At 43.3% G+C, this 26,349-nt stretch carries 25 protein-coding genes and 5 tRNA genes; 26 read left to right on the plus strand and 4 right to left on the minus strand.

Annotated features, from left to right (window positions below; genetic code table 11):
• The first annotated feature begins 695 nt into the window (after positions 1-695).
• The 22 genes from B5D06_RS06420 (at position 696) to B5D06_RS06530 (ending at position 18,352) form a co-directional block, all read left to right on the plus strand.
• Positions 696-1,361, plus strand: a complete 666-nt coding sequence (locus B5D06_RS06420) for a hypothetical protein (protein ID WP_078737185.1) — start codon at positions 696-698, stop codon at positions 1,359-1,361.
• A gap of 31 nt (positions 1,362-1,392) precedes the next feature.
• Entirely contained in the window at positions 1,393-2,415 is a 1,023-nt protein-coding gene (locus B5D06_RS06425) for a PD40 domain-containing protein (RefSeq protein ID WP_078737186.1), read from the plus strand.
• A 65-nt stretch (positions 2,416-2,480) separates the two neighbouring features.
• Positions 2,481-3,188 carry a hypothetical protein gene (locus B5D06_RS06430; protein ID WP_078737187.1) on the plus strand — a complete coding sequence of 236 codons (708 nt, stop codon included), beginning with the start codon at positions 2,481-2,483 and terminating at the stop codon, positions 3,186-3,188.
• Positions 3,189-3,242: 54 nt separating this feature from the next.
• The gene (locus B5D06_RS06435) at positions 3,243-4,076 is read left to right on the plus strand and encodes an SH3 domain-containing protein (RefSeq protein WP_078737188.1); all 834 of its coding nucleotides are present in this window, start codon (positions 3,243-3,245) and stop codon (positions 4,074-4,076) included.
• A gap of 67 nt (positions 4,077-4,143) precedes the next feature.
• On the plus strand, positions 4,144-5,610 hold the full coding sequence (locus B5D06_RS06440; protein WP_221416035.1) for a right-handed parallel beta-helix repeat-containing protein: 1,467 nt from the start codon (positions 4,144-4,146) through the stop codon (positions 5,608-5,610).
• Positions 5,611-6,007: 397 nt separating this feature from the next.
• On the plus strand, positions 6,008-6,235 hold the full coding sequence (locus B5D06_RS06445) for a 4Fe-4S dicluster domain-containing protein (RefSeq protein ID WP_078737189.1): 228 nt from the start codon (positions 6,008-6,010) through the stop codon (positions 6,233-6,235).
• Between the two features lie 18 nt (positions 6,236-6,253).
• Entirely contained in the window at positions 6,254-7,342 is a 1,089-nt protein-coding gene (locus tag B5D06_RS06450; protein WP_078737190.1) for a 3-methyl-2-oxobutanoate dehydrogenase subunit VorB, read from the plus strand.
• Between the two features lie 74 nt (positions 7,343-7,416).
• Positions 7,417-7,608, plus strand: a complete 192-nt coding sequence (locus B5D06_RS06455; protein WP_078737191.1) for a hypothetical protein — start codon at positions 7,417-7,419, stop codon at positions 7,606-7,608.
• 11 nt (positions 7,609-7,619) lie between these two features.
• On the plus strand, positions 7,620-8,417 hold the full coding sequence (locus B5D06_RS06460; protein WP_078737192.1) for a thiamine pyrophosphate-dependent enzyme: 798 nt from the start codon (positions 7,620-7,622) through the stop codon (positions 8,415-8,417).
• 13 nt (positions 8,418-8,430) lie between these two features.
• On the plus strand, positions 8,431-8,976 hold the full coding sequence (locus B5D06_RS06465) for a 2-oxoacid:acceptor oxidoreductase family protein (RefSeq protein ID WP_078737193.1): 546 nt from the start codon (positions 8,431-8,433) through the stop codon (positions 8,974-8,976).
• A gap of 518 nt (positions 8,977-9,494) precedes the next feature.
• Positions 9,495-10,172 (plus strand): tetratricopeptide repeat protein, encoded by a 678-nt coding sequence (locus tag B5D06_RS06475; protein WP_078737195.1) that lies wholly within the window; start codon positions 9,495-9,497, stop codon positions 10,170-10,172.
• A gap of 123 nt (positions 10,173-10,295) precedes the next feature.
• A complete protein-coding gene (gene ribH, locus B5D06_RS06480) occupies positions 10,296-10,796 on the plus strand; it encodes a 6,7-dimethyl-8-ribityllumazine synthase (RefSeq protein ID WP_078737196.1) in 501 nt (166 codons plus the stop codon).
• 41 nt (positions 10,797-10,837) lie between these two features.
• A tRNA-Tyr gene (locus tag B5D06_RS06485) sits at positions 10,838-10,920 on the plus strand.
• Between the two features lie 41 nt (positions 10,921-10,961).
• A tRNA-Gly gene (locus B5D06_RS06490) sits at positions 10,962-11,034 on the plus strand.
• Between the two features lie 75 nt (positions 11,035-11,109).
• Positions 11,110-11,193, plus strand: a tRNA-Leu gene (locus B5D06_RS06495).
• A gap of 642 nt (positions 11,194-11,835) precedes the next feature.
• A complete protein-coding gene (locus B5D06_RS06500; protein WP_078737197.1) occupies positions 11,836-12,963 on the plus strand; it encodes a DegT/DnrJ/EryC1/StrS family aminotransferase in 1,128 nt (375 codons plus the stop codon).
• A gap of 2 nt (positions 12,964-12,965) precedes the next feature.
• Positions 12,966-13,541: an acyltransferase gene (locus tag B5D06_RS06505; RefSeq protein ID WP_078737198.1), complete on the plus strand. Its 576-nt coding sequence runs from the start codon at positions 12,966-12,968 to the stop codon at positions 13,539-13,541.
• A gap of 24 nt (positions 13,542-13,565) precedes the next feature.
• Positions 13,566-14,534, plus strand: a complete 969-nt coding sequence (gene hemH, locus B5D06_RS06510; protein WP_078737199.1) for a ferrochelatase — start codon at positions 13,566-13,568, stop codon at positions 14,532-14,534.
• Between the two features lie 522 nt (positions 14,535-15,056).
• Positions 15,057-16,010 (plus strand): lysophospholipid acyltransferase family protein, encoded by a 954-nt coding sequence (locus B5D06_RS06515; RefSeq protein WP_159442698.1) that lies wholly within the window; start codon positions 15,057-15,059, stop codon positions 16,008-16,010.
• A complete protein-coding gene (locus B5D06_RS06520) occupies positions 15,997-17,448 on the plus strand; it encodes an O-antigen ligase family protein (protein ID WP_078737201.1) in 1,452 nt (483 codons plus the stop codon). Before B5D06_RS06515 ends, B5D06_RS06520 begins: the two co-directional genes overlap by 14 nt.
• Positions 17,449-17,586: 138 nt before the next feature.
• Positions 17,587-17,660: transfer RNA gene (locus B5D06_RS06525), tRNA-His, on the plus strand.
• Complete coding sequence (locus B5D06_RS06530) at positions 17,636-18,352, plus strand: IMPACT family protein (RefSeq protein WP_234989568.1); 717 nt, start codon at positions 17,636-17,638, stop codon at positions 18,350-18,352. Before B5D06_RS06525 ends, B5D06_RS06530 begins: the two co-directional genes overlap by 25 nt.
• Before the next feature lie 81 nt (positions 18,353-18,433).
• Here B5D06_RS06530 and B5D06_RS06535 read toward each other — a convergent pair.
• From B5D06_RS06535 to B5D06_RS06550, 4 genes are all read right to left on the minus strand, one after another.
• Positions 18,434-18,507, minus strand: a tRNA-Ile gene (locus B5D06_RS06535).
• A 175-nt stretch (positions 18,508-18,682) separates the two neighbouring features.
• Positions 18,683-21,001: an outer membrane beta-barrel family protein gene (locus tag B5D06_RS06540; protein WP_159442699.1), complete on the minus strand. Its 2,319-nt coding sequence runs from the start codon at positions 20,999-21,001 to the stop codon at positions 18,683-18,685.
• A gap of 193 nt (positions 21,002-21,194) precedes the next feature.
• The gene (folB, locus tag B5D06_RS06545) at positions 21,195-21,554 is read right to left on the minus strand and encodes a dihydroneopterin aldolase (protein WP_078737220.1); all 360 of its coding nucleotides are present in this window, start codon (positions 21,552-21,554) and stop codon (positions 21,195-21,197) included.
• Positions 21,555-21,586: 32 nt separating this feature from the next.
• Positions 21,587-22,849 (minus strand): L-serine ammonia-lyase, encoded by a 1,263-nt coding sequence (locus B5D06_RS06550; RefSeq protein WP_078737221.1) that lies wholly within the window; start codon positions 22,847-22,849, stop codon positions 21,587-21,589.
• Positions 22,850-22,987: 138 nt separating this feature from the next.
• Between B5D06_RS06550 and pdxH the strand changes: the two genes are divergently transcribed.
• The 4 genes from pdxH (at position 22,988) to B5D06_RS06570 (ending at position 26,346) form a co-directional block, all read left to right on the plus strand.
• On the plus strand, positions 22,988-23,632 hold the full coding sequence (gene pdxH / locus B5D06_RS06555; RefSeq protein ID WP_078737204.1) for a pyridoxamine 5'-phosphate oxidase: 645 nt from the start codon (positions 22,988-22,990) through the stop codon (positions 23,630-23,632).
• 23 nt (positions 23,633-23,655) lie between these two features.
• Positions 23,656-24,369 carry a tRNA (adenosine(37)-N6)-threonylcarbamoyltransferase complex dimerization subunit type 1 TsaB gene (tsaB, locus tag B5D06_RS06560; RefSeq protein WP_159442700.1) on the plus strand — a complete coding sequence of 238 codons (714 nt, stop codon included), beginning with the start codon at positions 23,656-23,658 and terminating at the stop codon, positions 24,367-24,369.
• 64 nt (positions 24,370-24,433) lie between these two features.
• Positions 24,434-25,306, plus strand: a complete 873-nt coding sequence (locus tag B5D06_RS06565; protein ID WP_078737206.1) for an electron transfer flavoprotein subunit beta/FixA family protein — start codon at positions 24,434-24,436, stop codon at positions 25,304-25,306.
• Between the two features lie 20 nt (positions 25,307-25,326).
• A complete protein-coding gene (locus B5D06_RS06570) occupies positions 25,327-26,346 on the plus strand; it encodes an electron transfer flavoprotein subunit alpha/FixB family protein (RefSeq protein WP_078737207.1) in 1,020 nt (339 codons plus the stop codon).
• The last annotated feature ends 3 nt before the right edge of the window (positions 26,347-26,349 follow it).

Genomic DNA, 26,349 nt, shown 5'->3' on the forward strand with positions numbered 1-26,349 from the left:
AAACAAAATTCGACCTATCCACACACACTATATATCAAGGAGGTCTCTAAAAGATTTGCTACAAGCCTCCAAAGAGCCTCTATCCATCTTCGTTATGCGGGCTTCTACAAAGAGAACAAAAAGGAGGAAAATAGCCTCCAATAGTCGTACAACAAGAATTTAGAAATATCAAAATCTTTCTTTCAATATGTGGAAAAACCTTCTACTACAGGAGCTAAAATGGAAAAACACACATGCAATTCTTTATATGCAATCTGCGTATATATATATTCAATCTAAAAATACATATATTTAGATTGCGTATATATATATTCAATCTGCAAATAGAGTTTTATTAGAGAGGGAAGAAGTTTTTCCAAGGGCAGAAAACAAAAAAAGATAGAGCTCTCCTTCCTTTCATCTGTACACTCATCAAGCCTAACCTATTAAGAATTTGAAAATACGAGAACATTTACTAATTTTGGAGACGTATTCGGCTAAATTAGGTTACAGATATTGGGAACATAAAACTCTACAAGAAGGGTTGTGAATCTCCGACAAGCAAATTCAACAAAACCAACAAGACAACTCTTGGCAGCTGTTTGTTTATCAGCATTTTTCTGTAACAATTCTAGGAACAAAAATGGGACAAAGCAACTCTCTCGTGTAGCATTTTTCAAATCATTATTACAAACACATATTTTATTTAACTCATTATGAAACAAATATCTTTAATAGGTGCATATATTGCTGTTGTTGCACTCTTATTTACCAGCTGTGGTGGAAACAGTGACGGTAGGCAAAAAAGCCAAAAGCTACCCGTACTGACGGCCAATGAACGAAGCCTATTCGAGAATGACGCACTGCGCATCGTTGAGGAAGATGGCATGGAAACAGAAGGCTGGGTGTACAATATTCTAAAAGTTCATCCCAAACAATCTACGATTAAAAACTTCCAAATAGAGGGTACAATCCTATCTTTTGAGTCCGTTATAGGAAACACAATGCTTGTAAGTGAGGGCACAAGTACCCTACGCACTCTTCTCCCCTACGATTTAACTACAGGAGAGAAAATTTTCGACATCGAATATAATTTTTCGTCAGATCCAGGAATCGACGTTGATAACGACTATCAATTCTCATTCTATACGTACGAAGAGACACTCCCTACAATCAGTTGGGACGAGCAAACGAAATCATGGAAAAGCCCAAACGAACTACCCGAGACCGTACAAAACGCAGACTTAGAAAAAGTCAAGAAAGAAGCTGAAGAAAATCTATTCGATGGATTTTCTCTAATGGCTTACCGAAAAGTAAAAGTGGATCTCAAGGAGCGCACCGCAACTCCTGTAGATGAATACAAATGGGGTTATCTCGAATAAATAGACAGAACTGAATCCATATAATATCACAATGAAAGCAATCTACTTACGCACAGCACTGTTAATCGGCTTTATAGCATCCCTTATGGCATGTGGTTCAGGAGGGAACTCCAAGGGTAACACGGAGAAAAAGGAGGTTGAGACCTACAAGTCTACCAAATATGCGGGCTTTACCTCCTCTCACGTTATCGCCATGCAAGACAGTCTTCTTTTTCTCTACAATGTAGAAGAGGATACAACACTCCCCTTCCATATGCGAGAAAAAGACGAAATATTCAATTTCAAGTTCGACCCCGACGGGCGTACCATGTACTATACCGTGGTACGTGAGGGTACACTATGGCTTCGTAAGGCAACTTTCTCTGATGAGGGAGGTACACTCGAGGACCTCGTTAACCTAAACATCCCCAAAGAGAAGTGTGTCAGCTATCTTTTAGACGATCGCAGTCCTCTGGAATATAAGGATGGAAAACTTCTACTGAGCAGCGACTTTAGTTGGGATACGTACGACTTTAGCACTTACACAATCTACAACATTGCAGATAATAGTCTAATGACTACCCGAGACCGAAGTAAAATGGAGGAGTTGTTCGAGGTTTCTTACGAACCTCTCGGAGCTTCTTTTGAGGTTGAAGAGGAACAATTGATCTATAAAAAAAATAACCAACGTTACAGTCTGACCGATAAGCTTGATTTAAGGCTAAACAACAAATACTCTTCGGACGAAAATATCGAGTACTTCGAAGCAACATTTTCACCCGATGGTTCGAAAATTGCCTTTGTAGCTATTGCCGAGTGGGGCGACTTGGGAGTGGGTCCTCTCTGTATTGCAGATGCCGATGGAAAAAATCAACGAATCTTATCTGAAGATGCTACGCCCTATTTAATTAAGCTACAGTGGATCGGCAACAGCCTATTCTTTATAGATGCAGACGAAGATCCCGAGTCGGAAAGTGGCACTGCTCTATATAGTACCGACCCCGACAACGGTAATGCCCGCCGTCGTCATTTTTCTGACACAAAACGTTTTGACATAAAACAACCTGCAAAATAGGTTGCAAGAAGCAGAGTAAAAGTTCTTACTCTCGCTGTAATGGCCAACAAAGCGATCATTTCCATATGCGAAAAATACTATTCATTTATTTATGCCTCTTATTCCTCACTCCTCTGTTTGCACAAAACAGAGGGGCGAGTGGTAAGAAGACGAGCATCAAGGAAATTTTCTTAATGCTACCCGATGATGCTCTCGATAACCGCTTGCCTCAAAAAGAGCGCAAAAGAATGCTCACAACAATCGGACAAAGGCCAGAATTCAAAGAAGAAAATGAAGATAGCAACTATACCTATATCGAGGTGTGTGACGAGCGTAATGGCTATATGTCTGTCTTCTACTACTATCCAGAGGGATACAAATATGAGATCTGTTACTGGAATCTTAAGGATGGGAAGAAACTTGTTGCCGTCAATCAATATGCAGGATTTGGCGATGTAACTTTCTATCTATATGAGGCAGGTAAACTACGCTTAGCCCCCTCTTATGCTCCAGAGACAAAAAAGGTTCAAGTCGAAGACTTCTTCGACACATCGTTACTTAACAAGAAAGAAAAAGAGCTTCTTACAGAGCTCTTTAATAAGCGCGTTGTGTTTGAGTTCTCGCTACCTCGCCGAGGAACTACAATTGAAATGCACTTAGGGAGTATTCCTTTCGACATGGAATACGAAACGATGTTTCTAGATGCTGGATTTGAAGATAAGCTCCAGTATAAACATGTTCTTTTCGAGTGGGTGAATCAGACGTGGAAGAAAAAGGTTAAAAACGGTATCTAAAACCTTCCACAAACAAATAAACAAACGCAAACAAAAGAATAAGTCTCCCTCAAAGTGCGAACCAATTTGTTTTTCAAAACTATTCTCCTCGCCTCGGCATTGATATTTACGCTCTCTTCCTTGTCCATACAGCAAGAGAAAGAGGTCTCCGTTACCTATTCCTGCCGTACCAAAGACTTCAGAGTAACATTGGACTACAATGCCAATTTCCTCTCTTCTTCGGCACTTCGGCTGGAGTACAAGAATGGTTCCGTTGATACTTTCGGCTACGCGAGTTGCGCTCCCCCCCTCAATCGCCACGAGTTCCAATGCAAAAAGAGTGGCAACAGTGCTACCATTCCAACGGAGGAACTAAAGCTCAAAAAGGATTGCCTCACACTCTCTCTGCATATAGAGGGAGAAGAAAAGACCCTTATACTGGACAAGTGTGATACAGGCTTGGCAGCCTTTGTCTTTGATACTACAGCTGGGAATACCAACATACGCAATACCCCCAAAGGAAAAGTAGTACGAGGGTTGACTAAGGAGGGTGAGTATATGCTAAGAGTGTGTGATGAAACAAAGGGTTGGTGGCGTATCTGTAGCAATGAGATCTCCGCCTATCTCGATGACTTCGAGGGAGAAATCGTAGCCCATGAGAGTGGTAACAGTTGGATACACTACTCCGTAATTGCCATGAGCACACGCAACTATGGGGGAGAAACTCTACAACTACGAGAGCACCCCTCTCAAAAAGCTCGTACACTCTACTCTTTCAACGAAGAGATATTCCTGCGCCCCTTGAAGGTAAAAGGAGATTGGGTTAAGGTAGAAACCGTGGACAAGAAACAGCGTGGCTGGATAGAGGTCGTATGGCTATGCGGTAATCCTCTCACAAATTGCTCATAATAGACAAAGGATACTATAAAGGACACAATACATCATATTCAAGAAGTTCAAATTAACCATGCAACAAATGATACGAAAAAGCATTTTCTATGCGACTCTCCTACTCGGGTTAGGTATCGCATTGCCCGCACAATCGGGACAGAACAATCAACAGAACAAGCCCTCTGAGAAAGAAACAAGTAGAGAGACCAAGGCAAGCACCCCTGCCTCTACAGGAAAAACTTATTACGTAAGCCCTAATGGCAAGACAAGAGCCGATGGTCTGACAAAAGAAACAGCCCTAAAAGATCTGCAAAAAGCTATTGATTTGGCCGAAGAAGGTTCAACCATTTTAGTGGCAGAAGGCAATTACCTCGGCAACATGGATGGTGGCTACATTGAATGTGGCAAGTTTGGTAATGGAGCAGATAACGGTAAATTCCTCAAATTCTACGGAGGTTATTCGCCCGATTTCTCAGAGCGCAACCCTCTTAAATACATTACTAAAATCCAACCCAATGAGAAAACACCTCGAATATTGGGTTCTGCCCTATTTCACATCACAGCACGCCGTGCCTATGGAGACAAACGCCCTGCAGGAGAAGTTGTAGTAGATGGTTTTACATTCGATGGCGGAGAGGTCATTCTGTACAACAAAGCAGATGTTAAAGACCCCAGAACAGGCACTCCGAACGCAGAGGTTCTTACAGGCATGTTAATTCATCCCGATAAAGCAGCCGTCAAACCTGTAGGCTTCTCCAAAGCAGACTGGAGAGCACTTCACCTCACCGTAGAGGGGAAAGTGAGAATAAGTAACTGCGTGTTCGTAAACTGTCGCTACTTTGGGTTGCAAGCTGCTATGGGGGCTGGGCATATCGAGGTAAGCAACAATGTTTTTGTAGCCAATCGTTATGCGGCATGCGAAGTATGGGGTACTCTTGCAGCTGGAAGAGAAGATGAAATCTCATTCGACTTTCATCACAATACAGTTTTATTCACTTGGCCTATTACACAAGAATTTGATTCGATGGGACAAGGTTTTCGCTTCATGAATGGCATCCGCACCATTAATGTGTACAATAACATCTTCGGATTCAACACAGGCTGTGGAGTTCAACGCTGCCGTTATGAGGCTAAACAGGAATACGAAAAGCTCAAACAAAGCAACCTCTTTGACAACTATTTTATAGGTAATCATTCCGACCTCGAAATATGCAAAAGCTCTAACGGCATCAATGTTCCTGCAGCTCGCATTGAAGAGGCTGACGAAATAGGTCCTAAATATGAAGGCAATAAAGAGATGCCTTTCGATAAGAAATTCATCTCAGCCATAGACGCAGCCTATCTCAAGGGCTTTACCGAACTAAAGATTTCTCACACCGAGAGCTACGATGCTAAGTCTACCTCTAACCAGATAAACCGCGCTTTAGGATTAAATCAACAAGGCACAAGCACTACTCGAGTGAGTATGTTTGCCAACAAATACCCATGGGAAAAGGCTCGGAAGCTATTTGGAGCTGTTAAAAACTACGGAGCACAAATCCCCCAAAAGTAAAATTCTAAAAAGCCTCCTCCCCTACTGCGGTTATATCTATCCATTATTCTTAAGAGAACCGTATCGAAGTATCAGATGCAATGTCTATTTCGATACGGATTCTTTTATTTCATCGAAGCATCGCAAAAGATTAATTTCTTGCTAACTATTACAAAGGATTAAGCTCTCAAAAAGATTATACTTTTCCAAACAGAAAATATCAATACTATTAATGGAATACGTATATTGTGTCATGAATTACGACCTATACAAAACAATAGGTATAAAACATGTAAAGAATAGCGAATGTTAGGTAGGAATCAAAAAAGTATTTGTAACTTTGACGCATAGATATTTAGGTAATAGCCTCAAAGGCACTAACCTAAGGAAGTATAAATTCAAATAATAAACATAGGTAATGGCAAAGGTTAGAGGTGCTGTGGTAGTCAACCAACAGCGTTGTAAGGGGTGTAATCTGTGCGTGGTATCATGTCCTACTCAAGCGATCAGTTTACATCCTGATGAGATGAATGACAAAGGATATCACTATTGCTACATGAGTGACCCTGAGGCTTGTATAGGCTGTGCAAGCTGTGGTATGATATGTCCAGATGGATGCATCACGGTATACAAAGTAAAACTATAAAGCTAAGCAGTTAGAGATATGGCAGAAGAAATCAGACTGATGAAAGGCAATGAGGCACTTGCCCATGCCGCTATACGTGCTGGGATGGATGGCTACTTCGGTTACCCCATCACTCCTCAATCAGAAGTACTCGAAACATTAACCGTGGAAAACCCAGAAGAAATTACGGGGATGGTAGTACTTCAAGCAGAAAGCGAAGTTGCTTCTATTAACATGGTATATGGAGGAGCTGGAGCTGGTAAGAAGGTTATGACCTCTTCTTCAAGTCCTGGTATCAGCCTTATGGCAGAAGGTCTCAGCTATTTAGCTGGAGCAGAGCTCCCCGCTCTTATCGTAAATGTTATGCGTGGTGGTCCTGGTCTTGGAACAATTCAACCCAGCCAGGCAGACTACTTCCAAACTACTAAGGGATGCGGGCATGGTGACTACCGACTTATAACATTGGCTCCCAACTCTGTACAGGAGACTGTGGACTTTGTTGACCTCGGTATCGAACTTGCGTTCAAATATCGCAACCCTGTAATGATGCTGTCAGACGGTATCATCGGCCAGATGATGGAGAAGGTAGTTCTTCCAGACTACAAACCTCGCCGCACAGACGAAGAAGTTAGAGAACAATGTCCTTGGGCTACAACAGGTGCTCGCGGAGGCAAGCGTCGCATCATAACTTCTCTCGAGTTAGACTCTGCAGTTATGGAAAGGAACAACGAACGTTTCCAAGCCAAATATGCAGAAATCGAGAAAAACGAAGTACGTTACGAAGAATATAAAACAGAAGATGCAGATTATGTATTGGTTGCCTTCGGTTCTTCTGCACGTATTTGCCAAAAGGTAGTACAATTGGCTCGTGAAGAGGGTTTAAAGGTAGGGCTTTTACGTCCTATTACATTGTGGCCTTACCCTTACAATGCTATCGAAAAGTTGGTAAAACAAGGCGTAAAGGGATTCCTCTCTGTTGAGCTCAACGCAGGTCAAATGGTAGAGGATGTACGCTTAGGTGTTAATGGGGCCGTTCCAGTGGCTCACTACGGACGTATGGGAGGTATGCTATTCTCTCCAGACGAAGTACTCGAAGCCCTTAAAGAGCGTATTATCAACCGCAAGTAAGTACCAACTCTCTATCGATAATATTTCTTGAACCATCCAACACAAAGAAATAGAGTACATTAAGGTTTAAGGATATGAATAGTAATTGCCAAACAGGGAAAATAGAATTTATACTACAGATGGTATTCTATCTACTCATCGTAGCTATGGTTGTGGTATTCTTCCTTTATAGGAATACTGAAACACCACGCCTCTTTCTCATTCCTGCTGGAGCTGCACTTATTGTCCGCATTATTAGTTATATCCTGAAATTTTTAAATAGATAAAAAGCATAACAATGAATACATGTGTAGAAAATAAGGTTCTTGACATCAACGAGATTGTTAAGCCTGAGAACTTAGTGTATGAGAAGCCCCGCCTTCTAAACAGCAACACCATGCACTACTGCCCTGGATGTAGCCACGGGGTAATTCATAAGCTCATTGCCGAAGTAATTGATGAAATGGGTATGGCAGACAAATCTGTAGGTATCGCTCCAGTAGGTTGTTCTGTATTTGCCTATAACTACGTTGACATCGACTGGCAAGAAGCTGCCCATGGTCGTGCACCCGCACTTGCTACTGCCATCAAGCGTCTTCACAAAGACCTATTAGTATTTACCTATCAAGGCGATGGTGACCTCTCTGCAATTGGTACCGCAGAAACGATCCACTCTTGCAACCGTGGAGAAAATATTGTTATCATTTTCGTTAACAATGCTATCTATGGTATGACAGGAGGACAGATGTCTCCTACCAGCCTTGTGGGCATGAAGACCGCTACTTCTCCTTACGGTCGCGATCCTAAAAAACAAGGATATCCATTTATTGTATCTAACGTTTTAAAAGAGCTCGAAGGCACTTGCTATGTAACCCGTCAAGCGGTACACACCGTAGCTGCTATACGCAAGGCAAAAAAGGCTCTTCGCAAAGCATTTGAAAACTCAATGGCCGAAAAAGGAACTTCTGTAATTGAGTTCGTTGCCACCTGTAACACAGGTTGGAAGTTATCTCCTCAAAAATCCAACGATTGGATGGTAGAGAACATGACTCCTACCTATGCCCTTGGTGACCTTAAAGATATTGATAACCAGTAATTGAGATAAAAAGATGACATACGAAATTGTTATTTCTGGATTTGGAGGACAAGGAGTGCTCTCGATGGGTAAGATATTGGCTTACTCTGGACTTATGGAGTCTAAAGAAGTTAGTTGGATGCCTTCCTACGGACCAGAACAGCGCGGAGGGACTTCTAACGTAACAGTTATTGTTAGCGACGAGACCGTTAGTTCTCCTGTAGTTAATCTATACGATATCGTTATTGCATTGAACCAACCTTCGTTGGACAAGTTTGCCCCCCGCGTAAAAAAAGGTGGTATACTAATCTATGAACCTAACGGTATCCATACAATGACCGACCGCAAGGATATTCAAATCTATGAAGTAGATGCCACTACAGAATCTCTTAAACTGGGTAACGACAAGTCTTTCAACATGATTATCTTGGGTGGACTGCTCAAGGTTGCTCCTGTTGTAAAGCTCGAGAGTGTCATCACGGGTTTGAAGAAATCTCTTCCAGAACGTCACCACAAACTCATTCCTATGAATGAAGAAGCTATTAATATAGGAATGTCTGTTATCAAGAAAATCAACTAATCAAGATTCTATTGATGTACAATATTGTCTCTCTAATCCAAGCAGGAGAGCGCAACTAAAAAAGGGTCTGAAAGACGCTTCTTTTGAAGTAATCTTTCAGCCCTTTCTTTTTTACCTCTTTTCTCGTCCCCCCAAAAAACTCATGTATGCAATAAAGCTTGCATAGGAGGCAGAAGGTCTGTTTAGTAGGCTTTTTGTGTGATACTCTGCAAAAAAGATGTAAATTGAAAAGCGTTGAGAACAAAAGTAAAGAGAGCGATAATGGAAATGTAGGTTAGGGAGAATATCTACAATCATTGGAGCCTGACAGTCTACAATAGATCTGTCAACAGAGTATGCCAAAAGAATAGAATAACACTTTCCACAAAAAGAAAAGAGAGTGTGCTGCGAAGGGGTGAAGTTCTTCTCCTGTAACTCCAGAGTGGAGCACATTCTAAAAGTATAGGCAAATATATTGTTATTGTAGGAGAAAGTGTTACTTTTGTCTCTCAGAAATAAGGCAAAAAGTTAAAGTTTTTATGTCAAACGAAAAAGAAAGAGACATTGATGCTGCAGAAATTATATCTCGTGGAGAGAAGTTTGCAGAGCGTTATGCAAATGTGATTATCTACTGTATCCTTGGAGTTATAGTTGTTGCATTTGGTATATGGGCTTACATCCAGTATGTAAGCAAGCCCCGTGAGGCAAAAGCCTCCGCAGAGCTATTCCGTTCCGAAGAGCGTTTTATTTTGGGAGAAGATAGCACCGTACTCCAAGCAACAGGAGTGAGCGAAGAGGGCGTACTGCGCATCATCAATGATTACTCAAGTACCGACGCTGCTAACTTGAGTCATGTGTATGCAGGTATTGCTTATTATGACTTAGGAAAGTACGAAGAATCTCTTGCAGAACTTAAAAAATTCAGTGCAAAGGATCAGATGGTAGCCCCCTCTGTAATACGTTTAATGGGAGACTGCTGTGTAGAATTGGATCGTTTGGAAGATGCTGTAAAGTATTTCGAAAAGGCAGCTTCTATGGCAAATAATGAAGTTGTTTCTCCTGGATGCCTTGTCAAAGCAGCACGTGTGTATGAAGTTCAAAAGAACTACTCTAAGGCTATCGATGCCTACCAAAAGATTGTAGATGAATATTACAACTCTGCAGAAGTGAATCAAGCAAAAGCAGACATCACACGCCTCCAAGTACTTCAAAACTAAAAACAATCAAAGCTGTAGAAATAGTTACATAGTATGTCTATTTCTATCCATATACAGAAGGGGGAAAGAGCTCTATAAGCCTACTTTTCCCCTCCTTTGCTAAATACCTACCCAAAATTTTATATGTCAACCCTACTACATAACCTATCTGAAGGCCACTACAAGCTAAAGCATCTCGCAACGGAGGAGGTTGAAATTGCTATTGCTGTTGCAGACTGGAACAGTCATATCACCCACAAATTACTAGAGGGAGCACTTGAAGTATTGCACCAATCAGGTATTAAGGAAAAACAGATCAAAATCGTACACGTACCTGGAGCTTTCGAACTCACTTATGCAGCGGCAGCATTCCTTCAAACGGAAGTATACTATGATGCCGTCATTATATTGGGATGCGTAATAAGAGGAGACACTTCACACTATGATCATATCTGTGATGGTGTAACCTATGGTATCACATCACTAAACAGGAATGCTTCTTCACCTGTTATCTTTGGGCTTATTACAACTGAAAATGAGCAACAAGCGTTAGACCGAGCAGGAGGAGCTTTGGGCAACAAAGGGGCTGAAGCTGCAATTACAGCACTAAAAATGATAGACACCTCTTGCGAGATTCATAATTAGTTATTACCTTTGCAATCGGTTTCAAAAGGGAGTCAATACAAGGGCAGTTACCAGAGTGGCCAAATGGGGCTGACTGTAACTCAGCTGGCTTACGCCTTCGGTGGTTCGAATCCATCACTGCCCACACAAGACCTCTGAAGAGATGGCTTGCATTGGCGAATGCTTGCGGAAGTAGCTCAGTCGATAGAGCATCAGCCTTCCAAGCTGAGGGTCGCGGGTTTGAGCCCCGTCTTCCGCTCTAAGTCTGACAGATATGAAGGGTTCTAAAGATTTAGTATCTCCAATCCTTTTCTGTTAGAAAATCTTCTTTGAGGCCCGGATGGTGGAATGGTAGACACGAAGGACTTAAAATCCTTTGGCTATTGCAGCCGTGCGGGTTCAAGTCCCGCTTCGGGCACTTAAGAGAATACAAAGTCTCTTTCCAGTTTTGGGAAGAGACTTTTTTTGTTTACCATTTTTATTTTGGGGAGCATTGACAGAATCTAAGAAGTATTCTCTGACCTTTTTCACCAAGCACCGTAATATCCACAAGTGTAAGAATCTAATAAGTCGAGAGGAAAGCACAATTAGTTACTCCTACCCAACCGCCAATCCTATCCCCAGAAGGAGGTGGAGGAAAAGCCTCTTGCAGATATTAAAGCTGTAAAGCGAAAGGTATACAAACACTCTACCCCCAACTGAATATTGGACATAATACCGCCAGTGGTGTATTACACTCGATTCTCTAATACCACAACAACATTGACCTATACGCTGCTATCTTTATAGGAATATAGTAAACTCGTATTGGCGCACCAAGTCGAAAGCATTACAAAGTTTACCCAGGCTCTAATAGGGATATAGTAAACTTTATTCTTCAAGACTTCAAAATAAAAAGGCAAGAAAGGCTGAAAAGTAGTTTCTTAGTGCCTAAACTTCAACCCAATGGTTTAGTATAAAGGAGTGAGAGAAAAGGGACAAACCTTTTTTTTCTGTCGCTGTTTCTCGTCAGCTCAATCTAACTAAGTATCTTTGCTGGCAGTTTTATAATTCTTTTACTATGGAGTTAAAGATACCAATGGTCGACTTAAAAGGGCAATATCTGCGGATAAAACCCCAAATAGACCAAGCTATAGAGAAAGTACTCCTTAGAGGGGATTTTATCAATGGAGAGGATGTAGGTCTGTTTGCCGAAGAATTAGCTCAATACACTGGTTCTCGACATGTTATTCCATGCGCCAACGGGACGGATGCCCTCCAGTTAGCCTTGATGGCACTTCCTCTTGAAAAGGGAGATGAGGTAATCGTACCCTCCTTTACCTATGTAGCAAGTGCCGAGGTAATCGCACTACTCGGACTTACTCCCGTATGGATAGATGTAAACCCCGATACGTTCAACATAGACCCTAAACGCATCGAAGCTGCCATAACCCCTCGTAGCAAAGCCATCATACCCGTACATCTTTTTGGACAAAGTGCGCCGATGGAGGAAATACTCTCTATTGCCCAGCACCACGATCTCTTCGTTATAGAGGACAACGCGCAGGCCCTCGGGGCTCAATATACCTTTTCGAACGGACAAAAGGCTTATACGGGTACCATGGGAACAATCGGATGCACCTCTTTTTTCCCTTCTAAAAATCTGGGTTGTTACGGAGATGGGGGAGCGATTTTCACCCAAGACGACGCACTGGCACAACGCATAAAAATGCTAGCCAACCATGGGCAAAAAAAGAAATACCACCATACAATTGTAGGCTGCAACTCTCGATTAGACACAATCCAAGCCGCGATACTAAGGTGCAAACTGCCCTATTTAGATTCATACAACAGCCATCGCCACGCTGCGGCACAATACTACACAAGGGAGTTGCAGGATATCCCCGCGATTACAACTCCCCATGAAGCATCCTACTCGACACATGTTTACCACCAATACACCTTGCGCATATCGGAAAATAGAGAGGGTTTGAAACAGTTCCTCGAAGCCGAGGGTATCCCCTCCATGATTTACTACCCGATACCTCTTAACGCCCAAGAGGCTTTTGCCTTGCTTCCCACAAGAGAAGCGACCTTAACACACTCTCATCTCCTTTCCCAACAGGTCCTTTCACTCCCTATACACTCTGAACTATCGAACAAAACGCAGGATAAAATCATTCATCTAATTAAGCAGTATTACTCTTGAATATGGACTTTTATATACACCCGACAAGCATTGTAGACCCCGCAGCAAGCATAGGCAGAGGCTCTAAAATATGGCACTTCTGTCATATTATGGGCGGATGTACTTTGGGCGAGTGCTGTGTTATAGGGCAAAATGTCTTTATAGCCCCCCAAGTACGGCTCGGCAATGGGTGTAAAGTGCAAAACAATGTATCGCTTTATACGGGAGTGGTCTGCGAAGATGATGTTTTTATAGGTCCATCAGTTGTATTCACCAATGTTATCAACCCTCGTGCTTTCATAGAGCGCAAAGAAGAGTTCCGCCCTACGTTAGTTCAAAAGGGAGCTTCCATCGGGGCTAATGCGACCATCATTTGCGGTCATTCGATAGGTCGATATGCTCTTGTGGGTGGGGGAAGTGTGGTTTGTCAAGATGTCCCCAACTATGCTCTTGTGGTGGGCAATCCAGCTCGTCAAATAGGATGGGTTAGCAGAGCGGGGATGCAGCTGGATTTTTCTTCCACAGGAGAAGCCATTTGTCCCGTAAGTGGAGAAAGCTACACTCTCATCGATGGATCTGTAAAGCTCAATGAAAAGTAGCTATTTCCTTACTTCGACGCATATATGAATATACTTATCTTGTGTACCATCGGTACTCCTCAAGATACCTCCCGACAGTCAATCAAAAAATACCTTCAGAGCTTTTTAGGAGATAAAAATATCGTTTCTGTACCTCAACCTTTTCGATATTTGCTCACGAGAGGCATTATCATACCCAGCAAGTTAGATGATTCCCTGGCTCGCTATCAGAAGTTAGCCTCCCTTTGTCAGGGGGACCTTCCCCTGAGACGCCATCTCAAGGAACTAAAAGAGGGGATGCAAAAGGAGACGCAACACTGGCGCGTACTCTCTTTCATGCAGTATTGCGGCGAGAAACCCTCCTCGCTGATAAAAGAGATTGAAAGAGAAAGGAAGGTAGAGCAAATAGTTCTTTTACCGATTTTTGCGCATGAAACTTTCAGTTCTTACTATGCCTCCTTTGCTAATCTCCCTCAGCTACTAAGCAAAAAGTACCCCAACACCCCCATTCGGATTGTTCCACCCTACTACCAACACCCCACCTATATACGTCTTTTACAAGAGTCTATCGCTCCCTACACAAAGCCCCTCTCCGATTTGTATATAGCCTCTTTTCACAGCATACCCATTACACACTGGAAAAGAGGCATTCGAAAAGGCTTCGACTACAAAGAGCAGTGCGAAAAAACAGCCCAATTACTCTTTGCAGGACTTCCCGAAAAGAGCCATAAAGAGATGCTTTTCCAGTCTTCTATTAAACCGCATCGCTGGTTAAACCCTATCATTGAAAAGGAGATGTACAGATGGGTCAAGCGAGGGTATAAACGTGTAACGGTGGTCTGCCCTGGCTTTGCTGTAGATTGTTTGGAAACGATACTCGACATCGGCGAAGAACTCCGCTCCAACTATCTTGCCATCGGGGGTGAAGAACTCCGCCTTGTTCCCTGCTTGAATAGCGGGAAAAGAGCCCGAGAACTCTACTTCCAACTTGCAGAGGGAACTCTTCTCTCATAAAATCTTCTACCGTTTTCCTCCCATACGCTGGATTTTTTCGGCAAAAAAAGAGACACCTAACCTTGTCATAGTACTATTCCTCTCGAGAGGGTGCTATATCGTACTACACCCCTCTTGTATTACTATTACAAGGTTCTATCGTAGATAAAGCTCCTAATTTCTGGCACTAAATCTTCAAAACTCCTGAGATAAAAATCAAAAGCTCAGAAGTAAAAAGTCTATTATTCCCATATATTCTTTTATTCTTAACCTACGTATGGCCATACATAGGTTGCGTATGCACATACATAGATTACAAATAGAAAAATTCTATTAAGTAAAGAAGTTTATACTAATTAGCTTAACTATTTATAGTACGATCTAATCTATTTTGGAATAATGGAAAGAGTCTGTAAAAGTGCTCTCTCACTTTATCATTGCCAATATTTTAGATGCAGTCACACACTAATAAACGCTCCATACCTTCGCCTCTCAAGACTTTCCAAAATACTCTATATTATCTCATTTTGTACCTTTGCGCTCGTGAAATCATATCTCTACACCATTCTTTCTGGCGGATGTTACCTCTTAGGGCAATTACCTCGTTGGGTACTCAAGGTCAAAGCTCGCCCACTGGCTTACCTCCTCTACCACGGGTTCCGATACCGACGCGCATTGGTCGCAGAAAATCTGCGCAACGCTTTCCCCGAACGCTCTGATGAAGAGCGCAAAGAGATGGAGCATCGCTACTACCTCCATCTGGCCGACACATTGCTCTGGAGCTTCAAAATCCCCTATCTCTCGCGCAAAAAGATCAAAGAGCATCTCTCTTTTGCCAATATAGAACTTTTGGATGAGTTGCGAGAGCAAGGCCATAAAACCATAATCCTAACAATGGGGCACATCGGTAATTGGGAGGTTTTCACGGGCGCCCCCTGTCTCATTCAAGAGAAAGGCTACTCCAATGCCAACATATATAAGCAGCTATCGAACCCCTATTTCGACCGTTTGATGATTGATTTGCGCCAAAAACATGGGGCCAGTTGCATCGAAATGCGCCAAACAGCAAAAGTACTTCTCGAGAGAGAGCAGAGCGAGCAGCAAGATGTTGCCATAGTTGCCTTTCTTGCCGATCAATGCCCCTTTCCCGAGGCGGCACGTTATGGCACACTTCTCTTCGATAGAGCTACCACTTTCATCGTCGGGTGGGAGACCATAGCTCGCAAAATGAATCTGCCCGTTGTCTATATGAACATCGAGAGCGATAGTCGTTTTCACTGGACGGGACATCTACAACTGCTCTCGGCACACCCGTCACAAGAGAAGCCCTACGCTCTGGTAGAACGCTACGCCCGATTGCTGGAAGAAAATATTCGTCGCCAACCCCATGCATGGCTTTGGAGCCATAACCGCTGGCGCATACAGCCTAAAGATGTGGCACGTATCACGCTCTCTCCATCATTAGAAAATCACCCCTCAAAGGATGAAACAGACTAAAAATCTTCTGCTCTCTTATACCTTATATTTTCGCTTGCTTCCTCTCCTCTTTGGGATAGGAGGAGTGCTTCTTCCACTACTCTCGCCCCATCTTTTCGAGAAAGAGATTGCTCTTGACCGACTTGACATAACCCATTTTGCGCTCCCCTTTTGGATATTTATTTCCTTAGCAGGAGCCCTGATCCTATACCAGTTCTTGGCAGAGGTTCAAGCAAAAACGGAGAAAAGAGCCCATCTCAACGAAGAGGGTACCCTGCTCTTTTGGTCGTTGGGCTACGCCAATCTGCTCTTCGGTGTTATCAATAGCCATCTGGGCATTCTATTTTTCTTCATTCTGGGAGCAATAACGAATTGTATTCCCTATTTCCGCAATGGGTTCAAGGGATTGTTGCGCCCTAAACTTTTCCTCATAGCTACCACCGCTTACGTTGCCTACGAAGCGTTGACTTTGCTTTGGAGTGATAATGCGTTGCAGTCTCTTACTTACTGGCAAAAGGAAATTTGGATAGCGATAGTACCTCTCTTGATGTGCATTGCTCCCCCCTCTGGCTACACAGTGCGCCGATTTATGAAGTATGCGTTGCAAATCAGCTACCTATACCTACTAAGTCAGCTACTTATCTATGGATGGACTTGCCTCAGCATAGAAAACCCTCTCTGGGCTGCCTTCTCTTTCAACAAAGCCTATTTTACCATCTCGGGAGAGGCTATGTTCCCTGGCTTCCTGCTCTCTCTTTTAGGCTTCGACCACTACACCTATCTCGGCTTCGTATTCCTTGCTCCGATTCTTTACTTCCTTACCGAGCATATTTTGAAAAGCAGTAACCGACACTCTTGGGAGATTATTTCCCTTGTTTCCTTAGCTGCTATCAGCTATTCGTTTATACACCAAAGCCGCACCCTCATGCTATTTTACCTCTTTATAGCATTGATCGTTATTGTACGAAAAAAGAACGGCTGGGGATACAAACGTGTAGTGGCCAGTAGCATCGTAGGCCTTGGAGTTATCTTAGGAGTACTGCTCTACTTTTATCCTCATCTGCTCCACTTCTTTGTAGATACCCACCGCCTGGAGCTACTACGTGTGGCACGCAACTACTTGGGAGATAACCTCCTCAATGGTTACGGATTAGGTTCTTCCGAGAATCTTATATACCCTTTCTTCAACGGAGCCAAACATACGGCACACTTCCATAACCAATTCATACAATCCCTACTGGAAGGGGGAGTAGTAAGTGGATTGCTTGTAGCCCTTATTCCCATTTCCTATGGCATAGAAAGTTACAGGCAGAAAAATGGAGCCTCTCTCTTTCTGATACTTCTCTTTAGCCTTATTATGGTTATTGACTTGGTCGTTTTCCTCACGGAGTATCTCATCGCCATGCTTCTTCTTCTGAGCATCATGATACACGGCACCTCTACGAAAGCAACCGAATAAGCGACTACGAGTACGATTCTATTCAGCTTTGCTCCGTTGTTGGCGCGCAAATCTCTTGTACAATAGAAAACTTTTTGTACCTTTGCCGTGCGTTTCGCTAAAGGGGGTTAAAAACTCTAAGAGGAGAAACGATAGATGGTGAGTATAGCTCAGTTGGTTAGAGCGTCGGATTGTGGTTCCGAAGGTCGTGGGTTCGAGCCCCATTACTCACCCGCTTATTGAATTTGAATGTTGGATTGAGGCTGGTTTTTGGGACTTCCCGAAAACTGGTCTTTTCGGTTTTATAGATCTCATGCCTTCTATTGATAGTTATACCACGATAAAAAAGAGCTGTGAAGAGCAGTACAACATACAACGTAGCAAATTTATCGCACTTGCCTATCCTGTACAATCCGTTGACGAAGCAATGGCAATCGTAGCTCGTTTGCGCAAAGAGTATTTTGATGCAACACACGTTTGCTGGGCCTATGCGATAGGATTAGAGCGAGCAGAGAGTAGGCATAACGATGATGGTGAACCCTCGGGAACGGCAGGACGTCCCATTTATGGACAAATCGTCTCGGCAGACCTGAGCAATGTGCTGGTAGCGGTCGTTCGCTACTTCGGGGGCGTTAAGTTGGGAACAGGGGGACTTATAGAGGCCTATAAAGAGGGAGCCAAAATAGTATTGGAAAGTGCCGAGCGCGAGGAGGTTTTACTCCACGACTCCATTTATATCCAATTCAATCCCTCCTTGACAGGGGAAATTATGCACCGCATCAAACAGCACGAAGCCCTTGTTACGGGACAAGACTTCATTGATGGCAAAAGCATCATTTACTGCTCTTTGAGAAAAAGAAATTGCCAAAAGCTTGTAGATGCCATCAATGCGGTCTATGGTGCTGAAGCTAAAATAGAAGAATAGGGAGAATTTGATAGCAGGGGAAAGTCTTTCCCTAAATCTTAAAATAAAAAAGCACCGAATTTCTCAATTCGATGCTTTCTGTGGTCCCACTTGGGCTTGAACCAAGGACTCCCTGATTATGAGTCAGGTGCTCTAACCAACTGAGCTATAGGACCTGCTTTCTATCAAAAAGGAGAACGTCTACAAAATGCTAAACACTCCTCTTTTCTCAAATGCATGGCAAAGGTACTACTTTTCTTGAAAATAGCAAATAGGCTTCGAGAGTACACACGGGTTTCCTCATGTACTTCTCGTTCCTTTCTTCTTACCATAAAAGTCTTCTATGCCCTGCTACATACGCCCCATAGCTTCGGAGGCAGTATCTTTTCCCTTATAGCTACGCTCTTTATTGAACCGATAGACTATGTTTAGCGATATATTGCGAGAATCATTATACTCTCCTTGGTTTATTACAACACCCCCCATCGAGGTAAAAAATCGACTTCTTGAACGTAGTATATTATTAAGGCGCAGAGATAATTGTAGTTTACCATCGAAAAAATCCTTATTGGCATATAGATTGAGGAGATGCTTCCTATCAACTAAATAAACTTTCATTGTAGTAGGGCTTTGATAGCTATACTCCAAATCTATATAGTAACCTTTGGGGAGCGAAAAGCCATTGTTCAAACGAAGATAATAAAGAGGAAGAGGTTTAACTAAAAGTTGTTGTTTCTCTCCTTTGACATGATGGTACTGAAAAAAGCCTGTTACAGTCAGGTTGTACCAATCCCACTTCTGGCGCACATTGGCTACAAGTTGCAGTTTACCAGCCTGACGATAGTTAGTTGAAGATACAATGTATCCGCTCGGCACTTCTCGATTGGCTCGGATGTAGGTTTCCATATAATCTTCATAGTACGTATAGTTTGCCGAGAAGTAGTAGTTAGAGTAGATTAGATTATACCCAAAATCATAGCTACGCTCGGGTACTAAATAAGGATTTCCCTCTTGTTTCAAATACTGATTGGAACGATAGGTATTGTTACTGAGTTGCTCCATAGTAGGGCGTTCAATACCCGATTTGAGGCTGAAGATGTGCATTGTCTTTCCAATATTGCCCGACACTTTGGCTGTATAAAAAAGATTTCCCCAAGAGCGAAGAATATCTTTGCCAGCCACAAGGTGGTTGTACAAACCACTCTCTGCATACTCATACCGTAAGCCTAACTGGGTACTCCAGCCCGACCAATCGAAGTTGTAAGAGACAAAACCTGCGTAAATCTTTTCGGCATTGGTATAATCACTCACCCGATTACGCTCCAGCCCGTACAGTTGGTGGCTATCGCCCCCAATACTGTTTACCTCTGCGCCTATCTCTGCCGTGCGTCCCTTACCCAAGTCATACCCCAAAATGGCATTGCCTTGCCAAAGGCTATGACGAGTAAAAGAGTAGATAGCTATTGGCGTAGTAGTATGGTGTATTAGGCTCTGTTCGGTAGAGTTTTGGTCTTTATCTTTCTTCTTTCCAAAAAAGTCTGCATTTAAGGTAAGATTGAGCTTTGGAGTAATCTGCCATGAAGAAAAAGCATTGACGTGGTGCGAAAGGGTTATATCATCTAAACGTGTTTGAGAAAGCACATGGTCATTGAGAAGAGTGCCAATATAAGAGTGTGAATCATCTTTCACATTAGCTATTATTCCCTCTCTATTAAAGGTGTATTTTAGTCCTAAAGTGAGCTTTTCGACTGGGGTAAAATCAAACCCCGTCATCACATCAAGCCTCCTATTGTTGGCTCTATTAATTAAATTCGAACTAAGTCGTTCCTCTACATTTGTCCCCTGGGTTTCAGAGATAGTAGTCTTCCAATCTTGCTCATTGATTTTTTGATAGAACCCATGCGAAGCCATTCCGTAGAAGTTCATCTTTCCTTGACCGTAACTTATATACGCCTCTTCACTATTAGAGAGATTAGTTGCCTGCCTTGTCCAACTTTCCAACCGCACCGAAAGGGCCGAAAGGTCTTGCAAGGTGCGAATATGTAACACAGCTCGCACATCACTGGGATAGCGCGCCCCTGGGGCATTGTCTATACGCAGACTCTTAATACTTTTTACGTCAATCGTACGCAACTCATCCATTTGTCGTACTTCCCTACCATTGAGGAAAATCATGAGTCTTCCTCCTGCAATCAAGCCTACACCTCCCTCAGGAGTCTCTCTTAACCCAGGCACTTGCCCCAATAGGTTCATAATATCAGAGTGATGACTCAAAACAGAGCCTCGTACATTCATCTCCAAAGCACCATCTTTGAGGCGTATCTGGGGGCGATTGGCTTTGACTACCAGGTTCTTTAACTCAATAGAAGTTTCCTTTAGGGTGATGCTCATCTCTTCGGCTATTGGATAAGTAGAAGTTTCGTACCCGATGGAGCTAAAAGATAAACAACTGTTTTTCGGCAAACTCTCAAAAGAAAAAGCCCCCTCTCTATTGGTAACAACTCCCGCAATAAAAGTAGAGTCAGGCAAACTCCTTGCCACAACATTGATATACTCCAGAGCCTCCCCTCCATTACCTATCACTACACCTTTCACAGCCTGCTGAGCCTGTACGTAACCAAATTGGTAAAAAAGAACGATGGTAGTGATAAGAAAAATAATTCGCTGCATAAATCTTTTCATTGTTTATATTGGAAAAAGCAGAACAAAAGTAAAAAAATAGAGAGCCCTTACAAAGAACAATCAAAAGAAAAGCCCCAATAAAGTCGTCATAATGGGCTACGACAAAAGAAGAAGAACTTCAGAATAGCTCTCCAAAGAGGAAAAGTAAAAAATATTGACAGATGTACTGAAAAGAAAAGAGTTACACCCTCTTTTCTATAACAACGGACACGCCATCAAGCTGTCCTTTGAAGGGTGGGGCTATCTTAGTAACCTTAATTCGGATAGCCTGTATCGTTGGATAACTCTTCTCGAGAGATTGGAGTATACGTCCAGCAACATGCTCTATGAGTTGCGACGGAGTATTCATCTCCTTTTCAACCAATTCGTGCACATGCGCATAGTTTATCGTATCCTCCAAGCGATCAGAGTAGGTAGCCGAGGTAAAATCAACAGAGAGAGCAAGGTCTACAGAAAACCAGTTCCCCACTTTCTGCTCTTGAGAGAGTACACCATGATAGGCATAAAACTTCATTCCTGTGAGTTCTATACTCGTTTTCATAGGACTTTGCTCCACCATTTAGCCAATTATAACTATAACTCCTTATTAAGTTCCTTGACTTTATTCTCGGGATCTCCAGGCTGCTCGTCCATATCGGAGTTGCTTGCCAAACCACCCGTAGAAGTTTCCTTATACAAACTTGGGAGGTCTTTCCCAGTCTGATGCATCGTAGCCACCACTCGGTCAAAGCTCACACGATGCTTTCCATCCGTAAAATTGGCATAAGTATTAGCATCCAAAGCTCGGCTTGCTGCAAAGGCATTACGCTCTATACAAGGTATTTGCACTAAACCGCACACGGGATCGCAAGTAAGTCCGAGGTGGTGCTCCAAGCCCATCTCTGCAGCATACTCTATTTGTGCCAAAGTCCCTCCGAAGAGCTGACTTGCTGCCGCTGCTGCCATAGAGCATGCCACACCTACTTCTCCCTGACAGCCTACCTCTGCCCCACTTATAGAAGCATTGGTACGCACCACGTTACCAAACAACCCCGCTGTTGCCAAAGCGCGGAAGATGCGTTTATCGGTAAACTTTCGCGTCTCTTGCAAGTGATAAAGAACAGCAGGCATAACTCCGCACGAACCGCAGGTAGGTGCCGTCACCACCAATCCGCCCGAGGCATTTTGTTCACTTACCGCCAAAGCATAAGCATATACCTGACCTCGCGCACGCACATTCTCGGAATAACTTTGCGCTTTGATAAAATACTCCGCTGCTTTACGTCGGAGGCCTAATCCACCTGGAAGTATTCCCTCTGCTTCCAGCCCCGCCTGTATGGCCTGCTTCATCACTTTCCAAACCTCTGCCAGATAGTCCCAAATCTCAGGTCCCTCACAGTGCTCTACATACTCCCAATAAGACATCCCATGCTTCTGAAGTACAGGCATCATCTCTCCGATGCGAGACATCTTATAAATCGGGTTACTTATCTGTTCATTAAAGTCATCATTGGCCAATACTCCTCCTCCGATACTGTACACTGTAAAACGCTTTAGCTCCTCTCCAGCGGGGTCAAGAGCGCGAAACAGCAGACCATTGGAGTGAAAAGGCAACTCTATCTTAGGTTCCCACAATATGGTAGTGGGAGAAAGAGGGGTGAGTACAGAAAGTAAGGCTTGGTCTGTCATGTGCCCCTTACCCGTCGCCGCAAGGCTACCATAAAGGGTAACCTCAAAAGAGCCTATAGAAAGCCCCTTAGTCTGTGCCAGAAACATCTCAGCGGCTCTTCTAGGCCCCATAGTATGACTACTACTCGGACCGTGCCCAATGCGATATATCTGTTTTATTGTGTCCATCATAATAGGTGGTAAACTCTTTTCCTTAAACAAATTCGCATCAAAGGTATCGAAAAAAAGACTATTTTTGTGCATTGTATACCCTTCTGCGATGCTTAAATAAAGGAAAGGGAAGGAGTCCAAGAATAGGAAGTAGATATGGATCAGCATTTTGAGAATATCCGTCGGGAGTACATCAAAAGGAGTTTGAGTCGGAAAGAGATGCCTAACAACCCTTTTGAAAAGGTAAGTCAGTGGCTAAAAGATGCCATTGATGCTCAGGCATTAGAACCAACAGCTGTCATTGTTGCCACTTCCACTCCAGATGGTCACCCTAGCATGCGTACCGTACTACTTAAGGAGATATTGGATGACCAATTCATCTTCTATAGTAATTATACGAGTCGAAAGGGGACGCAGATGAGTGCTAACGCCCACGTTGCCCTCTCTTTCGTATGGCACGAGCTAGAGCGTCAGATACACGTAGAGGGAGTGGTAGAGAAACTCTCCCCCGAGATTAGTGATGCCTACTTTGCTCAACGACCCTACAAAAGTCGCATTGGGGCACGTATCTCGCCTCAAAGCCGTCCTATTCCTAATAGAGAGTATATAATGGTACAGTTTGCCAAAGAGTCTTTGAAATATGCTGGGCGTACAGTACCTCGCCCCGACACTTGGGGAGGATACGGTGTAAAAGCCTCTCGCATCGAGTTTTGGCAAGGAAGAGAAAGTCGCTTGCACGACAGATTTTTATACGAAAAACAGGAGGATAACTCTTGGACATTAAACCGATTGGCTCCTTGACAAGCAGCAAAATGGTTACAAACATGGCACCTATAAATGATCGTTCTGCTCTCTTAGCGATAGAGACCTCTTCTAATAGCTGCTCGTTAGCACTTCTGACCCTCTCCGAGGTAGTTGCAGAGCGGGTCAATACGGAGCCCAACATACACGCCAAACAAATAGCTGTATTTGCCCAAGAACTGCTGGAAGAGGCAGAGCAAAAGGGGTTACAAATAGAAGGAATAGCTCTAAGCAGTGGACCAGGCTCTTATACAGGTCTACGCATCGGAGCCTCTTTCGCCAAAGGATATGCCTTTGCTACGGGCAAGCCTATTGTAGCAATTTCCACCTTAGAGGCTTTAGCTTCTGGTTTCTTACAATCAAATCAATTAGCCTCCGATGCTTGCATTATCTCTATGATAGATGCAGGACGCATGGAGGTTTACACTGCATCTTACACCCCTCTTTTAGAAGAAATCTCCTCTCCTCAAGCAGCAATTATCACAGACGAAAGCTTTCAAGAGTTTGCAGGAGCATCTCCCATCTATTTTATCGGTAATGGTGCACTTAAGTGCCAAGACACCCTCCAACTGCCCAATGCTTCTTTCCAACATTTTGAATGTCTGGCTCGAAACATGCAGAAGATAGCATTTGATCGCTATGCCAAAGGCAAATTCGTAAACTTGGCTTATTGGGAGCCTGATTATATCAAGCCCTACAATGCGATCGTTGCGAAAAATAAAATCCTTAATCGGTAAGAGAGGCCTAAATATATAAGAGAGTTTTTAGAACAAATAGTCACAAACAGAATTCTAAATAAAAATTTTTATGAAGATCATAGTCCTTGCCAAGCAAGTGCCTGACACCCGTAATGTGGGAAAGGATGCCATGAGAGCGGATGGTACCGTCAATCGTGCCGCCCTCCCTGCTATCTTCAATCCAGAAGACCTTAATGCTTTGGAGCAGGCACTCCGCATTAAAGATCAATTCCCAGAGACAACTATTTCTGTACTCACTATGGGACCATTCCGTGCTGCAGATGTACTTCGTGAAGCTCTATACCGTGGAGCCGACCGTGGATATTTACTTACAGACCGTGCCTTTGCAGGAGCCGATACATTAGCAACCAGTTATGCTCTCGCTATGGCGATACGTCACATTGGTATGCCCGATTTGATTCTTTCTGGAAGACAAGCTATCGACGGAGATACAGCTCAAGTAGGCCCCCAAGTAGCTCATAAGTTAAGGATAACAACCATTACCTATGCAGAAGAAATTGTCTCCATCGATAAGAATGAAATCACCGTACGCCGCCGTTTGGAACATGGTGTGGAGAAGGTAAAAGCTACTTTGCCTCTATTGGTTACTGTCAATGGGAGTTCGGCTCCTTGCCGTCCTCGCAATGCAAAATTATTACAGCGTTACAAGTATGCCCTCTCAGCATCTGAGATTGCAGCTGCGCCAGAAATTAACCAAAAGCTCTATAACGAGCGTCCTTTCCTTCAGTTGGTAGAACTATCTGCTTCTGAAGTAGGTGCAGACCTCGAACAATGCGGTTTGGCAGGATCACCCACTAAGGTGAAAACTATCGAGAATGTAGTATTCCAAGCAAAAGAAGCTCGTCGTTATGACTCTTCCGATGCTCAAATTAACGATTTGGTAGCGGAGCTTATCGCCAACCATACGATCGGATAACTTTCATATAAACAAATCCTATGAATAATCTTTTTGTATATCTCGAAATAGAGAATGGTTGTGTGCAAGAGGTTAGCTTAGAGCTCCTTACTAAAGGGCGTTCATTAGCTACCCAGTTGGGATGCCAGTTAGAGGCTCTTGCCATAACAGACGACGCCTCTAAGGTAGAGGGTCAAGTGTTTCCTTTTGGAGTAGACGTGCTTCACATCTTTGAGGATTCAAGACTCAAACACTATACCACCAATCCTTATGGTGCTATCGTTACCAAGTTGTTTGAAAAAGAGCAACCTCAAATAGCTTTAATGGGGGCAACAACGTTGGGACGTGATTTAGGGCCCTTAGTTTCTTCTGCTCTTCATAGTGGACTAACGGCAGACTGTACAACGCTTGAAATAGGCGAGTATACCGATTCCAAGAGCAAGAAGCATTACCCCAATCTTTTGTATCAAATACGTCCAGCTTTTGGGGGAAACATCGTAGCAACTATCGTGAACCCCGACTGCCGCCCACAAATGGCAACAGTACGTCCAGGGGTTATGAAAAAGGAGATTTTCGATGCCAACTACAAAGGACAAACAGTAAGACATAATGTAGCCGACTACGTTACCGACGCCGACTTCGTTGTATCTATCATTGAGCGACATATCGAAGAGAGCAAAGTAAACCTTAACGGAAGTCCTATCATCGTGGCAGGAGGTTACGGCATGGGGTCTAAAGAAGGCTTCAACCTGCTCTATCAATTGGCTGATGTATTGGGAGCTGAAGTAGGAGCATCTCGCGCCGCTGTCGATGCTGGCTATGCAGAGCATGCCCGCCAGATTGGTCAGACAGGTGTAACTGTACGTCCTAAACTCTACATTGCATGTGGTATTAGTGGTCAGATTCAGCACGTGGCAGGTATGCAGGAGAGCTCTCTCATCATATCTATTAATGAAGACCCCGAAGCCCCCATCAATGCTATTGCAGACTATGTTATAACAGGTCGCGTCGAGGAGGTTATTCCCAAGATGATTGCGGCTTATAAGAAGAATAGTAAATAATCC

The sequence above is a fragment of the Porphyromonas circumdentaria genome, from assembly GCF_900167105.1.
GTDB lineage: Bacteria > Bacteroidota > Bacteroidia > Bacteroidales > Porphyromonadaceae > Porphyromonas > Porphyromonas circumdentaria.